Raw genomic sequence first — 16,449 nt, forward strand, 5'->3', positions numbered from 1 at the left:
GGCTAAAAAATAATTCGCTGTACGCGATGATTGTTCGAGTCGAGTACATGGAGTCGCCCCTGACTGTCACGAGCTAAAGCCCAGGGATTGTTGAGCTGCCCCGATTCTCGCCCCTGCGATCCCCAGCAACCGAGGGAATTCCCGTCGAGTGTAAACTTTTGGATTCGATGGTTCCCATATTCACAGATGTAGATATGTCCTTTGCCGTCCAGGACCAAGTCGTAGGGATAGTATAGTTTGCCGGGCTCGCTTCCTTCACTACCCCAGCAATCGAGAAGCATTCCCTCGGTGTCAAATACTTGTACCCGATGATTGCAGGCATCGACGACCCAAATCCTATCTTCCGCGTCGATGGCTAGATTCTGCGGACGGCGAAACTGTCCGGGTTCTTCCCCCGGGCCACCCCATTCGAGCAGATATTCTCCTTCAGGAGAAAACTTCTGAATCCGATCGAAATCGCCGTACTCGGCGACGTAATAATTCCCTTGAGAGTCCTCAACTGCATCGGTGACGAATCCAAACTCCCCCGGCCCGTGGCCCATGGTGCCGCCAATCTTCGCCTCAGGGATTTCATTCCCCTCGCTATCGTAAACCAGCATTTGATAGTAATGCGTGTCGGCCACCAGGAGTCGACCTTGTCGATCAATGGTCAGCCCCGAAGGCCGACCGTTGGCGCTTTCGGGGGTATGCCATCCATGGAGATAAGTTCCGTCTACGTCGAAGACTTGGATGCGGGCGGTCATGTCGACGATATAGAGGCGATCCGCGTCGTCGACGGCGATCGCTCGTGGTTTTTGGAATCTACCGCTGGAGATACCACGCAGCCCCCACACCAGATCAGGCGCCTCGCTGCGATCGCCGTGAGGTACGCAGCCGACCGCAAGACCCAGCAATATCAAGAAGCAATGTAGGAGCAGCGCGTGGAGTCGAAGTTTCGGCATAGCACCTAGTGTAGCGATTTGGGTGCGGGATTGCTGGAGGAGCCTGTTGGGACGCAACCTATTGCAGCATAAGGAGATGCAGCAGAACCCCCTAGGCCTTTTAGCTTGACCCGCGGAGCCAAAACCGTCTATATTGCTAATTCGGGGATGAGGGAGCGGGCTCGTTAGGTCTGATGATTGTCCGAAGACCATTATCCGATGTCTGTCCCAATTGGTTTTTTCTTTATCTGGCCAGTTCTTGGCACCTGCTTATGCCGCCAATCGTAATCGATCTACGTCAGGCTGAGGATACGCGGGACGTGGTTCATCGAGCAGTCCAGATGCTCGCAGAAGGGAAATTGGTTATTTTCCCTACGGAGACCGTCTACGGACTCGGAGCCAGTGCCCGAAATGCAGAGGCTATCGAAAGGATTTATGCCGCCAAGGGAAGAAACCACGACACGCCCCTGGCCCTGGCGATCAAGAGTGCCGAAGAAGCTTTCGACTATGTTCCCCGACCAGGCAAAATCGCCGAGCGATTGGCTCGACGGTGCTGGCCTGGACCGGTGACCTTGGTTGTCGACAACCACCATGAAGAGAGCTTGCTCCGTCAGTTACCTGCCTCGGTTCAGCAAGCAGTGGCCCCCAAGGGGTCCGTTGGTCTGCGTGTGCCAGCACACCAGATCGTATTGGATGTGTTGGGTATGCTCTCGGGTCCCATTGCCCTGACTAGCGCTAATCTGTCGGGCAAAGGGGACGCCAAGACTGCAGAGGAGGCCCTCAGCGGACTGAGTGACCATGTGGCCCTGGTCCTCAACGATGGCCCCTGTCGCTACGGCCAGCCGTCAACGGTAGTACGTGTGACCGACAAGTCCTACAATTGTCTGCGTGAGGGAGTTGTGGGAAAAAGCGCTTTGGATCGTTTGTCGAGCATGATCGTACTTTTAGTCTGTACCGGGAACACCTGTCGAAGCCCGATGGGGGAGGCCTTGCTCAAGAAATTGGCAGCGGAGAAGTTTGACTGCCCGCTTGAGGAACTAGAACAACACGGTGTCGTCGTTGCTTCGGCGGGAGTGGCAGCACTGCCCGGTTGTGCCGCGAGTGTCGAAGCGGTCGAGTTTATGAAAGAAAAAGGGATCGATCTATCGAAGCACGAATCACAACCCCTGACAGACAAATTAGTGCGACACGCGGATCTCATTTTTGCGATGACCAATAGCCATCGCCACGCAATCTTGAGGCGTTGGCCTGAGGCTTCGAGTCGTACTCACACACTGCGGGCCGACGGTGGGGACATAGCGGACCCAATTGGGGGGCCAGCAGAACTTTACCGACAATGCGGAGACCAGGTTGAGGCGGCACTCAAGGAAAGACTTGATTCCATTGATTTTTCGTAGAGGAGCTGGTAGGAGTGGAATCGTAAAACAAGCATTGAGCGGATCGGCGCTCGCCGCCGGTACACCAGATTACCGGTGGCCGGCGCCATTCCGCTCTCAGATTCTATTCAGACGGATAGCAGATTAGATTTTCCGGGACCCTTCCCGATAGGTTGAAAGGTTAAAGACATGCGAATTGCAATTGGTAGTGACCATCGAGGTTTCCATCTCAAGGAGAAGCTGGCATCCATCCTTCGTTCCAAAGGACACGAGGTGGAAGATGTCGGCACAGCCGTAACGGAATCGGTCGACTATCCCGATTTTGCTGCGCTCGTGGCCCGAAAGGTGAGCGACCAAGCTGTCGATCGGGGCATCTTGATTTGCGGCACAGGCATTGGCATGGCCATCACCGCCAACAAATTCCCCCATGTGCGGGCCGCTCCCATCACCGATGAGGTAACCGCTGAAATCAGCCGTCGCCACAACGACCTGAATGTGCTCTGCCTCCCCGCCGACATGCTCAGCCCCCGGGCCGTAGAACGCATGGTCGAGGTTTGGGTAGACACCGATTTCGAAGGGGGACGTCACGCCCGCCGGGTGGACAAGATCACCGAGATCGAAAAACACACTCTGCAGGAATAGAGCGATTACTTGCGCTAAGAGCCACCATGTTTAGCCGCAACCCGCCCGGCGAGTCCTGCTCGGCGAGAGGGGAGCGCGTTATTCACGCAACCCAGGCGAGTTCCAGGCCAACTTGCCTCGACCAGTGAAGATAATCCGCACCGTTGACCGCCCCATCGTGGTTGGCATCACCATGCTCATGTTCGGGATTATCCATATCGTAGTTCATGTCCCAAATCATCAGATCTTCGCCGTCGACGATCCCATTGCCGTCGAAATCAGCATAGAACAAGAACATTAGGTTCACGCCGTAGTTGGCTGATCTCAAAGCGTTGTCGGCTGAATCGGTATCACCATCGCCATCGAAATCCGCCTGGACGAAAGTATGATTTGGACCGCCCTGATTTCTCAACCAAACAAGGAAGTCACTCCCGCCAATGTCGTTGTCCAAATTCGCATCCCCCGGCAAGATCGTAAAGACGAAATTGAAATCACCCCCTGCGGTTCCATCGCCAGAGGGAAAGGTGCTGACTGCCGAGTCGGTAGTTAAGACGCTGAACGGGTTGATCCATTCGCCGTCGAGTTGTCGGCCAAAGTCGTCCATTACGGCGTCAGTGAGTGCAATGACATACTGATCGGCATCTAGGGGTGCATCAAATCTCCAGCGAAATTCCTGAGTGTCGGGGTCGAAGGTAAATCCACCCGAAGAAGCCAGCGTCGGCTCCACATGGGTCATGAGACCTGTGAGGGTCAAGCTGGCTGCGTCAATCGTGGTCTGATCCAGATTCTCACTGAATTTGATCCCCACCGTATCCGCCCCACCCACTGGCACTGTACGAAGCTGGATACCCGAGCCATCGAAATCGTTCTCATCGTCGTTTGGGTCATTGAACGAGAAAGGATCGTGGTCGGATTCGGAGCCACTGATGGTGACATTCACCACGCGCGCCAGACCAACTTCGTGGGCTCCGATATCAATCTGTGCTCCTCCCACGCCGTCTCCATCAAAAACACGAGTAAAGCCTATCCCGCGTTGGTCAAAATCAGGGACGTTTACTCCCGCGATTGCTGAAGGATCACCTGCGTCGATTGCTAGGCTGCCCTCCAATGGCGCATGTGTCTTGGTAGGTCCGCCATTGAAAGCCAAAGGGGCCAAGCCCGGATCGTTGCTCGAATTGTCAATGTTCCCCGCGCCGCTAGTAAGAGTTGAGGAGGTCACCTGACCCGGGCCGATTAGATTGTAGCTGGAATCGAGTTCGATGCTTCCGGCAATGTTGTTGGCCGTACTGTCCAGGTCAGAGACAACATTGCTGGAGACAATCGAATTGTTCAGGGTTGTGGTGATGCGATGCAGAGGGTTGTCCGGCTCACTGTACAACCCGCCCCCCTCCGGGGACTGGTTCTTGGCAATCGTGAGAAAATCAAGATCTGCCTCGAGCATACCATCATCACCCGTGCCAATGCCAGACAATCCTATCCAAACTCCTCCCCCTTGGCTGAGTGCCTCGTTATCTGAGAATGTCGAGTTCACGAGAGCCACGTCGAAAAGATCGGCATCTGGTTGGTACTTTACGACAGCGATCCACACCCCGCCGCCATGACCTCCCACTATTGTCGCGGGATAGCCTGGGTAACCCTCTTGCAGTGTACCAGCAGTATTTCCCGATACGGTGCTGTTGGTCAGGGTGAACTCAGCTCCATACTTGGTACAGGTCCAGATCCCTCCTCCGTTACTGCTGGCTTCGTTACCAGATATCGTCGAATCAATGATTTCTAACTTCGGTTGGGTACTCTCGGTACTCCCGTTAAAGCCTGCCAAATCAGCATAAATGCCACCTCCATTACCGGAAAACGGACTGGTGCTGATTGCCTTATTCACCAGGAATTCGCTTTCTTGAATCGTTATGACTTGGGATACACTGCTGGAAGTATGTGGTTTTTTGATTGCCACCCCACCTCCATTAAAATTCGCAGTATTGTTAATGAACTTGCTTTTGGAGATCGTCGCTTCGAGCCAGTCATGCAAATAAACGCCACCACCATCTATATAACTATGATTGTTCTCAATTATTGTGTTCGTGACATTGAGCACTCCACGCCTTGCAAAGATCCCACCTCCACTTCCAGAGGTAGTATTACCTGTAATTGTGCAATCATCCAGCGTTAGGATACCGGCGTCGCCAGTAGTTGAGGACGGGTTCCAAGTACCATCGAAGTTGATTCCACCTCCACTGCCGGCATTACCGCCCGTGATGGTGAGGTTCTTAAGAGTGGCTTCAGGGCTACCGTAGTAGCTCGATAGACGAATATCAAAAACCCCAGAATTATTTCCAGTAGCATCAATCATAATACCGCCGGATAATTCTGAGGCGTCGATAGTAATATCACGGCTGATATTGATTTGGAGAGGGAAAAAGTCCTTGGCAAGCGTGATCGTGCCGCCGTTGAGGCTTGAGGCGAATTCGATCTTGTCGTTTTGGCCAAGTAAATCAACAGTTTCATCGATGCGTGCGAACTCTCCAGCAAGTGGCACTGATGTACCATTGACGTATACTAGTGCTTCACGCAAGGTAAGCTCCCCATCCTCGACAGGAAACGGTTCATCGCTGTTCAAACTCACAGTCAAAGTAGCAAGAACACGGCGTTCTTCGAGAACCTCAAATCCAAAATGATTCGATAAACTAGATAGTTTTCCAGAGTCACAAAGCTTCGCTTTACTGCTCTTCGCATTTTGACGCAGACCCATCCATTCAAGAAATTGATTGACCAAAATATCCCTCCCTGCAAGATTATGTGCTTAAAGATATAGCCTGTCGCAAGCATCGAGCTTAATGCCCATACACAATACTATGAGAAAGCAGAGCGTGGCTGTTCTGGGCTCTGGAATTTGCGCTACTCGGAACCCTACATTCGTAGGTTCGTTGTTGGGCAATGAGTGATTGCGAAACGACGACGACAGATCTAGAAATGTTGTTGTAACGCTCCAGTCACTACCGCGCACGCCTCGTATACCTAGAGGATTATTGCTTTGCAAGTCAAAATTAGATTCTTCCCACTCAAAGACGTTGCCAGCTAATCCAACTATGCCGAAAGGGCTGGGACCTCCCGCCAACATAACATCGGCTGGCCCAGATTGGTTGTATACGGCAGTATTCGGATCAATCCCGCTGCTAACCGGATTGGGTGCGGTATCGCTTCCGTTGGGAAAATCAAACCATTGGTCGCTCACAGGATCATAGAAGGCTGCTTTGTACCACTCATCGGCACTAGGCAGAAAGTATTTTGCCTGACGATTACGGAATAGATTCGTTGGATCGTAGCCAGCGTCACCAGAGTTCCACAATTGAAAGTCACCATTCGTATCGAACTTGTAGGCCGGGGTATTCCCCGTACTGGTGTTGAGCCAATTCACAAACCGAGCCGCCTCGAACCAACTCACACTCGTGGCGGGTTTTTGGAGTCCACGCGAATCGAGGGTGATGCCCAGTGGGTCACCAGCATCAGCGCTGAGCGTATTGGCCTTGCGAATCGCCTCCTCGGGAATCTCAAACTTCCCGATCCGATAGGTGTATGACACCGCTCCGGCTGGATTAGGGTCTCCCGTAGTGTCTGCCACATTGCCTGGATCGCCAACGGTGACAAACTCGATCTCGAACGAGTTCGCTCCACTGCCAAATGTGTCGGCAACGGCTGCCGGGAGTGAACTCAAAGCGAAAGCACAGAAATAGAATAAGACAACGGACCAGAAATTTGAATGCTTCATGAGACCCTCACTTTCCTGTTATGACTGTAGTTTATGGGGGGGGGGGGGCTGTCAAGTAAATCCTGCCCCAAAATTCCATTGTATCATCAACCATGGAGAATTGTGGTCTGTTTTGCGGCGTGGTCATGAGCCCATTGCCAAGCGCATCTGGTTAGCCGTCTATGAAAACTCGTTGCTTACCGAGTCCTGCTCGGCAAAAAGCGGAGCGCGTCTCTCCTGGCTCTCAGCTTCCCAAAGTGGCCCAAAAAAAGTTGTGGAATTTCTCCCCGACATCTTGATAATGGTACGTGCGATAAGTAATAGGAACGCACTAACGCCCGCAAGGGGCTTGCGGGTTTGCTCGCGCCAGGTTTGCGCGCTGAATGCGTTTGACGATTTCGACGAGCAAGGAGCGGCCAGTTTGGTGGGGTTGTGTTTACAAAACTCCGCCGCGGAAAAGCCAATGTAATTCGCGTAAGTCTTGATCGGCCAACGAGTTGAGCCCCAAAGAACCGGCACAATGAGAGGGGGTTTTGTTTTGTAAGAAAAGATTTCGACAAAATGTGCGGCGACAAAACTCCTGTTTCGGTGCGCAGGATCGAGATAGAATCATGAGCTTTACATCACCCGCGTTTAGCCGCGCCTCACGAGGCGAAAGGGAAGCGCTTCCTCGAGCTGGCCCAAGAATCGATGTAGAGATTCGCTTCCCAATTGCGATAGTACGATCGCACCGAAATGCAACTGCTCCTTGACAATTTTCATATCTGCAAATGGGCCGGGAGTTCTTCCCGAAAAACTCCCGACCCCAGGGAAAGTGCTGCGCGCATCAAGTAACACCGGTACAGCGATTTTCCTGGAACCTGCAACTCGATCCAGACCAGCCCAGAGTAGTTTTTTTTACAAAACCTCCCCCCTCTGGCCGAAGCATGATCTGCGTAACTCACGATCCATCAACAAGATACGGAGAGTTTCTGTCGAGATTCATAAGCAGTTTGGTTTTGTCAAAAAGCGATTTTTGACAATTCTCGCCCGGTAGTTCCACTCTGCCGGAGCGAATCTGAATCGTTGCACGACCAGACAGGTCGAGAGAGAATTCGAGCGAAAGATTGCGAACTGCTCTACGCTTCATCCGCAGGCAGCAGCTTCAAGATTGCTTGCCGCAATTCCTTTGACTTCACGGGCATTTGCAGGACAACCCGCTGCTCGTCGGGTTTGGCTTGCTTCTTGAGTCCGTTTTGTTTGTCCCCGAGTAGGAGCACGACTGGCGTGTTCTTCGTGGAAGATTCTTCCCCAAATTGGTTGAAGGCGGCGACGGCGCTGGCACCTATGTGGCCGGTGCTCATCAGCACGATATCAGCCATATTGCTATCTTCGTAGAATCGTTGAAAGAGCCGTTCGGGGTCGCTGGTCACTAGGACGCGATAGCCTTGTTTCTTGAACAACTCACGAAAAACGTTTTGCATTTTCGTGTCGGATTCCACGATCATCAGTTTGCGAGGCTGGCCATTCGCATCGTGACCTTCCTGCGGGCCCACGTCCACAGCTTCGGCAGGGAGATCTTTATTGTCGCGGACACGTTTGCTTGCCAGCTTAAGATCGGCAAGCATCTCTCCCGGCGTTTGGTACCGACGCTCGGGGACCAACTCCATCGCTTTGTTAACCACCCGTACGAGTGCCAAGGGGAGATTGGGATCAATTTCGGAGATTGGTTTGATCGTGAGAAAACGCGACTTATCGAGGCGCTTGGTCCGATCCCGATTCTCCGACATCGGAGCCTGGCCACTCATGAGCTGGTAAAAGATGCACCCGGCAAAGAAGATGTCGCTTCGCATGTCGTCTTTGCGGACGTTGGTGGCTCGCTCCAGACCGGCATAGTCAATCGTGCGTGGATTGGCACCATCGCTCGCTTCATCACCCCCAAGTCCCGCCAGGCCGAAGTCAACCAGTTTGGCGACCCCGTCGCTCGATACGATGACATTTGACATTTTCAGGTCGCGATGCGTTATCCCCCGTTGATAAGCGTAGCTAAGCCCTGCAACCATCCCCTCCACGATGCGGGCCGCTTCGAGTGGTTCAAATTTCCCCCGGACTCGGAAGAAATCGCGCAAGTTATGCCCCTCCACAAAATCCATCACGATGTAGTGAATCTTGCCTTTGGAATAGACTTCGTGAATGGCAACGATATTGGGATGCTTGAGCTTCATTCCTAGTTCCCCCTCGCGCCGAAAGAGATCGGCCTCGGTTGGAATGTCGCTCTTGCTTTTGCGCAATACCTTGAGGGCAAACAGTTCGTTGGTTGTCCGATGGGCAGCACGATAGACACGTGCAAAGGTACCGGCCCCGACGAGATAGAGCACCTTGTAGTCGCCATAGACGAAGCCCGTCCGATAGCCTTGCTCAAGACGTTCGAGCTGAAAATTGGTGAGTAGGCCTTGGCGAACGAGAAGTTGTTTGAATTGCTCGTAGTCTACTTCCTGAGTTCCGAAAGCATTCCAAACACCACGCAACTGTTCTTGGGTGACAATACTGACATCCAAAGCGCGCTGTGCCAGTGATTCGGCAGTCTGATCAGTGACCATAGCGCGCAATCGTCCCAGTCCGGCGAACCTTTATCCGGAGAGGCAAGTCCGGAGAAAATCGATGTGAAATGCACTTTCACAGGTACTCAGCCACACCGGCTCCCAGCAGTCGCTGCAATAGCTTCCAACCGCAGAGCCGCACTACTGATCTGGAGAACAGAATCCGGTAGGAAAGTCGAGTTGCCCAGGGTAACCGGCTGTTCTGCCAAATGAGGGGCTGTAAGTCCCTATTAGAGATGCCAACAGAACTGCATTCTACCAGATTGCAAGGATCAAGGGTATCGGCTGGAGAATACAGAATCGTACTGAAATTCGGCGAAAATTCCGCCCAATCGACTAGCCACTTCGCATATCAGGAGTTTAATTTCGTGGAAACACCTAATGGATGAGATAATGGCCGCTCTCAGCTCTCAAATTCCTCAAGCTGCGAGCGATACTCGTCTCTTTCTCGACGCGTCGCCTCGAGATCAAACATAAGATACTTCATATCCAAGCGAAGTTGGCCCAAAGCGTCTTGTACGAGAGTGAGAATACGGCGGCGACGGCAGGTACTTTCGACGACAGCATCGATCAATGGGGCCAGTTGCATGGCGTATTCTGAGGGAAGGTTATTGATCGAATCAGCCAATCGCTGCAGATCGGCAGGAACGGTTTCCACGGTCGACAAGGAGGGGTTTTGGGTGCTGCTCATGGTCTATCTCCAAAGATGAGGGGGATTTGATTGGACATAGAGCAGAGCGTGTACCAATGGGGGAGGCTCCCCCTCAGAAAACAACGCAAACCAATATGACCAAAGGACTTACAAATAAAACATCCCCGCCATTCTGATATTTGGTCGACAGAATGCATGTTTACTTCTTGCTGCGGATTGAACTGGTAAATCAACGGAACTCCTGATACAAGCCAGACTTACAGCGATTTTTCGCTCAAGTTGTCGCGTTGTGTTTCCGCAACAAGGCTCATCAGTTGCCGATAGAACAGCAGAGGCGATGAGTAGGCTCAGCCAACAATTAGCGGCGAGCCCAGAAAATCTTCAAAATACTTACTGTTCCAATTCTGATTTTACACTCATGCTCCCTCGCAGGCCACAATTTGGAATTTTTGGAACCTGCGTGGGGCAGTTTGTTAGGCAAATACTGAACGTTGGGAGCCCTGCATTTCCGCAAGGAATGCTCGCCACTTTATTGGCCACTTTTTTTTCTTTGGTGAGTGGGCTCGCAGCTGAACCTGCTTTTCTCGACGAAATGGATGGTGCTGCGCCAGTTCTCCGACTTGCAGAGAAAAGTAGTTTTCAAGTGGTATCCCAGCATATCGAGCGTGATGAGCATCTTACTGGCTCGGGCGCAGAGGTTGTCCAGCTTCGAGGACCTGCCGGTGAATCTGCACAACTCAGCTTTGACATTCCTAGTGCCCCTGTCATCGCAGAGCTCTCCATTGCGGCAACCATTTCGAGTAACCGACCTGGAGTGCAAATTGCCGCCCGAGTCGTCTTGCCTCGCAGCAAAGATTCTCTGACGGGTCGCAGCCGCGAGCTTCTGTTGCGCGGTGGTAGTCTGAGCCGCGGGATGCCTGGAGAAAGGCTGCAGCTCACGGAGCTCCCTCAACTACTCTCTGAACAAACACGCATTGCACGCATCCGGGCAGAAGATCGCATTGACTCGCGCGAAGCCTACGTAACCCAGCTCGTGTTCCTAGTTCCTGGTGGATCGGGCGTGACGGAACTGATCGTCGATCGAGTTGAACTTGACGGCATCATTCTGGAGTACAAAAGCGATCCTGAAATCATCACCGCTTCGACCGAATCAATTTTGGTAGAGCCAAGAAGTAAGCCTGCGACGAGCGATGCAAAACTAGTCCCACGAGAAATCCTTAATCTGCGAGAACCCCGGCGTGCTGCGTCGCCCATACAACGAATCATACGTTGGCAGGGGGAACCCTTTGAGATGCTCAAAGAACTGGGCTTCAATGCCATTTGGCTATCGCGAGCCGCAACGCCGACAGAACTCTCAGAAGCGCAGCGATTGGGAATCGTACTTGTCTGCCCCCCACCGGTCGAAAACCTAGCAACACTATCACAAGCGGAGGAGTGGGATCATGTCATTGCATGGGATTTAGGGGATCTAGTCGCGACCGACGATCTGGAACAAGTTCTTCGCATGAAGCAACTTATCAGGCAAAATGATCCCATAAGTTCTCGCACAACAGTGATGACCTGCGAGCAATTATCACGAGACGTTAGTCGCACTACCGACGCACTCCTGCTTGGGCGCGAGCTTCTTGGTTCCGACCTCACATTAAGAGACTTCGTAGCCTGGTTGGGGCAGCGTCAACGGCTTGCTAGACCAGGCACTCCGTTGTGGACAACCATACCAACGCAAGTCTGCCCACAGCGCGCAATTCAAATCGAGTCTTTGCAAGGCAAGAATGGCAACCTCGTTCCAGCAGGAGGTTCTTATGATCAGCTGGCCGCAATCACTTCAGCGGCCATGAGCATTCGCTGTCGAGATTACCTATTTGAATCCTACTCTTCGCTCGCGTCTCCCGACCCCGAAACTCGTCAGCGGGCACGTACTCTGGAACTATTGAATCTTCGTCTGCGATTGCTCACGCCCTGGCTCGCAGCTGGCAAGATTGCTGGCGGCGCCAGAAGTACTGTTCCAGGATTGTCGGCGATCGTATTGCAAGCCGAAAGAAGCCACCTTTTGATACCAATTACTTGGTCACGAGATTTTCGTTCTCAGCAAGAATTACACACTTCAGGACCAGTATCATTTGTTGTGAAAGGTGTAGCCGAATCCGCAGATGTCTATTTGCTCTCACTTGCAGGGGCCGAACGTGTACGGCACGAACGAACGACCGGAGGCTTGCGAATATCGGTTGATTCGCTACCACCTGATAGCATGATCATGCTGACCAGCGATGCCCAAGCATTTTCACAAGTCTCCCAGTTCTTGCGCAGCATCGCCGGTCGTGCGTCGCGTTTGCGCCGCGATGTCGTTGCCCAGCGGTTGCAGCAGCTCGAAGTAGTAAGCAATGCTAAGAGCACTGAAGAAGTTACCGGCGTGAAACAATTGTTGGCTCGCTGTGAAGGCGAACTGGCAGCGTGTGACCAGGATCTGCAAAGAGGCTTTGTGGAGCAGGCATGTCGAAGATCTCTAGCCATCGAGCGTACCCTCTCACAGGCAGAATATTCATTGCGAAATGATAGTCAATCTGCCGAATCACAGGTTGTGACCCCTCTGATTTTTGGGGTTGATACAATCAGCGAAGAACGGCATTTGCAGGAAGCTCTCTCCCGCGCAACGACGAAGACCCATCTCCTTTCCGGGGGTGAGTTTGAAGACCTTCAACCGTTACTTGCACAAGGCTGGCGGCACAAGCAACTCCCTGTTCCGGGAATTACCTCTGGTGTGCGGCTCTCACCAGAGGCGCCTCACGCTGGAGCCTATTGCTTGGAATTGGAAGCTCGGGCAATCGATCCTACACAGCCCATTTCTGTGATTTCGACGGCGCCAGTCTGGATTACCTCGGCTGCCATACCAGTGAAAGCCGGAGAAATCGTGGAAATCATGGGCATGGCACGAGTCCCCGAAGAACTAATTGGTTCGGTCGATGGTTTGGAGATAATCGACTCGCTAGGAGGTGCAGGGATGGCAACTCGCGTCAAATATGCACCGAGCTGGCAAGCTTTCCGAATTCTCCGTTGTGCGCCCGCTGATACGAACTTAACAGTCTCACTGGCACTCTCAGGACTAGGTCGAGCCCAAGTGGATAATTTGATGGTGCGGTCTCTGCAGATGCCGCGTGAGTTGGCGGGGCGACCGCAATCAGAGGAACAATCTCGCCAATAAACTTCTCGTACTTTCTTCGAATCCGTCTGTGCAAGGCCGATGGTGGTCTGCGCATACTATTCTCTCGGCCTGGGGCCGACGGTTACCAAAAAGTACGCCAATTGCTTTTTTTCTCTCTGGTGCCAAACTGGGAGCATGAAGCGAGATTCTGAGACACTACGCGAGGACGCCCTGAAAATCTGGCATGCTGGCGTCGCTGCTGTGCAGCCTGCGAGACTGATTTCTGAATCGGTTGCCGTCGCTGGTAAATCGCTTTGGCTAGGCGATCAAGAAATCGATTTCGATTCGATCAAAAGGATTATCGTCGTTGGCGCTGGCAAAGCCGGGGCTGCGATGGCGCTTGCTCTGGAAGGAGCATTGGGAGAGCAGGTGCTGCGGGACAAAAGCGTGGCAGGGTGGGTAAATGTTCCGGCGGATTGTCTGTTGCCGACCAAAGTGATCCATCTTCATGCGGCGCGCCCTGCGGGTGTGAACGAGCCCGCTGAAGAGGGCATCGTTGGGACTGGTGAGATCCTCAGTCTTGTCGCTAACCTGGATTCGGATGATCTTTGTATCTGTTTATTATCAGGTGGTGGTTCGGCCTTGCTGCCGGCACCAATCGAGGGTCTGTCTCTGCTGGAAAAACGCGATTTGATTCGGACTATCTCGGCCGGTGGAGGGAATATACAGCAACTCAACGCAGTACGTCGTGAGTTGAGCCGTGTGAAAGGGGGCGGGCTGGCCCGCGTTTGTCGGGCTGGGCAAACGGTATCCTTGATCCTTTCCGATGTCTTGGGCGACGACCTAGAGACTATCGCCTCGGGACCGACAGTGTTGCGGGAGCCGACTCCTGAATTGGCTATCCAGGTTCTATATGACTTGGGCATCCAGGATCATCCCTCAGCACAGAAAGCAATCCAGCTGCTCAAACATCTACCGGTAGAGACGCATCCCCTAAACAGTTCATGCTCTGTCTCCAATCTCATCATTGGCAACAACGCCACGGCTGTTGATGCGGCAGGTTGTGAAGCGGAACGGCTTGGTTATAGTCACGCGATGATCTCGGCGCGCGAACCCGAGGGAGCGGCAGAAGAAGTCGCAGCCCATTTTGCCGAGATGGCTGTCACCATGCGAGGGGAGGATGGCCCTGATTGTCTCATCTCGGGGGGCGAACCGACCGTTCGATTGTGTCCTGCGGACGAGCGGGGGCTCGGCGGTCGCAATCAGCAACTCGCACTGGCCATGCTCGAAGCGATCGACGATTGGCAGGGGCTTTGCCTCGTGGCCGGGGGCACTGACGGCGAAGATGGGCCAACCGATGCAGCAGGAGCGTTGGTGAATGAACCGATTGCGGCGAGAGCGCGCGAGCTGGGATTGGACCCACGGGCGTATGTCAAACGCAATGACGCATACCACTTCTTTGCGGAAGTTAACGGATTGCTCAAGACCGGGCCTACGCAGACGAATGTCTGTGACCTGCGTGTGTTGACGGTAGATCGCTAAGCCGCAAGAGGCTCAATCCCACCACCATTTGTCGGCAGGGAGGTCACCGAGGCTGATCTCTGCACGAGCGGCAGCAACCGTGCCTGCTTCGTCCTCCAATAGATTGTCGACATCTAGGGCTTGGTTGGCTTGAATCTGGACACCGCCACCCACGGGGGTTGCCAGATGCGCGCCTTTCCAGATGGCGTTTACTGCTGAGTTTACTTTCTCTGGTGCGTTGTAGACTGCAACTGGATAGATTGATTCGTCGCCCAGCACGGAGAGATCCCAATCGGCTTGCCCGTAGTAGTCATTCTTCTGAATCAAAGCAGCCACGATTAACATGTCAATACAATTGCGGAGCTGAGCGTAAACTGGGTCTCGGTCGGCTAGTTGGCCATATCGATCTGTAAAACCCTTAGTAAAACGTTCACTGGCTCGACTCTGGCGACCTGCCTGCTGACGCTGGCCGCTTGCGCTGACAACTTCATCTTCGCCGATCAGTTTCACGCCATCACCAACCAATTCGGCAGCCATACCGTCTTCCGACGTACGAATCCTCTTATAGTCAGGCACAAACCACCAGCGAGACATGGCATTGCGGGCCACAGCACCAGCAGAAGCTAGGGAGATCCAACTACGAATTCGCGCCGCTGGCTCAACGAGACCGATACCAATGAGTTTCATGCGATAGTCGGCCTCGACCATGATTCGTGCAAAACGAGTTGTCGCGGGAATTCCACCGATAGTTACCAACTGCATACCCAAGCTCTCTTGCAGTCCATTGACAATAAATTGTTCGTCGCCGGGGCCGATTTGACGACCGATCGAGCTAAGGAACTGTTGCATGCGCGCGAGCCCTTCGTCAGTAGCATCGATTGAACAATAGACGATTGGGTTGGAATTCTTGCTGGGTGGGAAAGTTCGCAGTGCGACGACCAGTTCTTCAAGTTCCAGGATCGGCTGTCCACTTTCAATTCCGACTAGGCGGCCTGCGTAGTCCGACATCCAGCCTTCCGCCGGACCAGCAATAACAATGTCTTTCGTTTCGGGATAGTAAAAAACGTATTTAATGCGTGTGAGACCAGCAAGACATTTCATGGCTTCGTCGGGACCATGGCCTTCACTGATGGCTTGTTGAGTCAAGCGAGCAAGTCGAGTCAAAGAAACCTTACGGAGCTTGCTGGGCTTGGCGATATCAGCATCTAGCGAGGCCAAGGCTTGGGCAGCCCGCTCACGGGCGAGAAATCCATTGGGATCGCCACTGGTAAGCCGCTGCAATACTCCGTTGGCATCAACAGCCACACCAGCCGCCACCAAGTTGTCGGTTTCGTTGTCGCCTCCTCCGCCATCGCCACCGCCGCCGTCACCGCCACCGCCACCACCATCGTCTTGACAATACGCGTGTTGCGGGCAAGTTGTCGCTAGCAAACCAATAACGGCGATGAAAGATAAACAACAAATGCCTAACCGAATCGGTTTCAACAAAAATCGCATGGGTACCTCAAGATCTCGTGCGAAAAAGTCTGTTCCAAAAGCCTACAGTCCGTGCACCAGCCGCCCAGCCTGAATACCAGCCAGACTGTCAGTGGAGCATCGGGGGCCAACATTTATGGTAATTGGGGCGAGCGGCGGAAGCAAGGAATTCGCCAACAGCAGAAGAGACTACCAGTTTCGACGTCCCACCATACGGATCGAGAGTATTTCCCGATGAAATCGACACATTTGGCTTGTCCGGCATGGTCGATCTAGTCGCCAAAGTAGGCCGACAAAGTTGCGTAAACTCTACGTAGATGTTGCTTTCTGGCATCATTTACTCGCCCAGGCGTTAGATTTTCACAGTGAGATAATCCGCGCAGGGCCGAGATATGTACCGGTTCGCCCGTGGAACGTACTGAA

10 protein-coding genes are annotated in these 16,449 nt (G+C 53.2%); 4 read left to right on the forward strand and 6 right to left on the reverse strand.

Going from position 1 to position 16,449, the window contains the following annotated elements:
• Positions 1 to 2: 2 nt before the first annotated feature.
• On the reverse strand, positions 3 to 941 hold the full coding sequence (locus Pr1d_RS10455) for an NHL repeat-containing protein (protein WP_148073471.1): 939 nt from the start codon (positions 939 to 941) through the stop codon (positions 3 to 5).
• A 251-nt stretch (positions 942 to 1,192) separates the two neighbouring features.
• Between Pr1d_RS10455 and Pr1d_RS10460 the strand changes: the two genes are divergently transcribed.
• Together Pr1d_RS10460 and rpiB are read left to right on the forward strand one after the other, a co-directional pair.
• Positions 1,193 to 2,317, forward strand: a complete 1,125-nt coding sequence (locus tag Pr1d_RS10460) for an L-threonylcarbamoyladenylate synthase (protein ID WP_168205168.1) — start codon at positions 1,193 to 1,195, stop codon at positions 2,315 to 2,317.
• Positions 2,318 to 2,485: 168 nt separating this feature from the next.
• Complete coding sequence (gene rpiB, locus Pr1d_RS10465; protein ID WP_148073473.1) at positions 2,486 to 2,938, forward strand: ribose 5-phosphate isomerase B; 453 nt, start codon at positions 2,486 to 2,488, stop codon at positions 2,936 to 2,938.
• Positions 2,939 to 3,020: 82 nt separating this feature from the next.
• Here rpiB and Pr1d_RS10470 read toward each other — a convergent pair whose 3' ends face one another.
• The 4 genes from Pr1d_RS10470 to Pr1d_RS10485 form a co-directional block, all read right to left on the reverse strand.
• Positions 3,021 to 5,687 carry a choice-of-anchor Q domain-containing protein gene (locus Pr1d_RS10470; RefSeq protein WP_148073474.1) on the reverse strand — a complete coding sequence of 889 codons (2,667 nt, stop codon included), beginning with the start codon at positions 5,685 to 5,687 and terminating at the stop codon, positions 3,021 to 3,023.
• A 27-nt stretch (positions 5,688 to 5,714) separates the two neighbouring features.
• On the reverse strand, positions 5,715 to 6,680 hold the full coding sequence (locus tag Pr1d_RS10475) for a formylglycine-generating enzyme family protein (protein ID WP_148073475.1): 966 nt from the start codon (positions 6,678 to 6,680) through the stop codon (positions 5,715 to 5,717).
• A 1,097-nt stretch (positions 6,681 to 7,777) separates the two neighbouring features.
• Positions 7,778 to 9,238, reverse strand: a complete 1,461-nt coding sequence (locus Pr1d_RS10480; protein WP_148073476.1) for a protein kinase domain-containing protein — start codon at positions 9,236 to 9,238, stop codon at positions 7,778 to 7,780.
• A 403-nt stretch (positions 9,239 to 9,641) separates the two neighbouring features.
• Complete coding sequence (locus tag Pr1d_RS10485) at positions 9,642 to 9,929, reverse strand: transcriptional regulator (RefSeq protein WP_148073477.1); 288 nt, start codon at positions 9,927 to 9,929, stop codon at positions 9,642 to 9,644.
• 493 nt (positions 9,930 to 10,422) lie between these two features.
• On the opposite strand from Pr1d_RS10485, the gene Pr1d_RS10490 reads away from it, so the two are divergent.
• Both Pr1d_RS10490 and Pr1d_RS10495 read left to right on the forward strand, forming a co-directional pair.
• Entirely contained in the window at positions 10,423 to 13,089 is a 2,667-nt protein-coding gene (locus Pr1d_RS10490) for a hypothetical protein (protein ID WP_148073478.1), read from the forward strand.
• A 135-nt stretch (positions 13,090 to 13,224) separates the two neighbouring features.
• Positions 13,225 to 14,571 carry a glycerate kinase type-2 family protein gene (locus Pr1d_RS10495; protein ID WP_148073479.1) on the forward strand — a complete coding sequence of 449 codons (1,347 nt, stop codon included), beginning with the start codon at positions 13,225 to 13,227 and terminating at the stop codon, positions 14,569 to 14,571.
• Between the two features lie 12 nt (positions 14,572 to 14,583).
• Here the strand turns inward: Pr1d_RS10495 and Pr1d_RS10500 are convergent, their stop codons facing one another.
• Entirely contained in the window at positions 14,584 to 16,047 is a 1,464-nt protein-coding gene (locus Pr1d_RS10500) for a DUF1598 domain-containing protein (RefSeq protein WP_148073480.1), read from the reverse strand.
• Positions 16,048 to 16,449 lie beyond the last annotated feature (402 nt).

This window comes from Bythopirellula goksoeyrii (genome assembly GCF_008065115.1).
GTDB lineage: Bacteria > Planctomycetota > Planctomycetia > Pirellulales > Lacipirellulaceae > Bythopirellula > Bythopirellula goksoeyrii.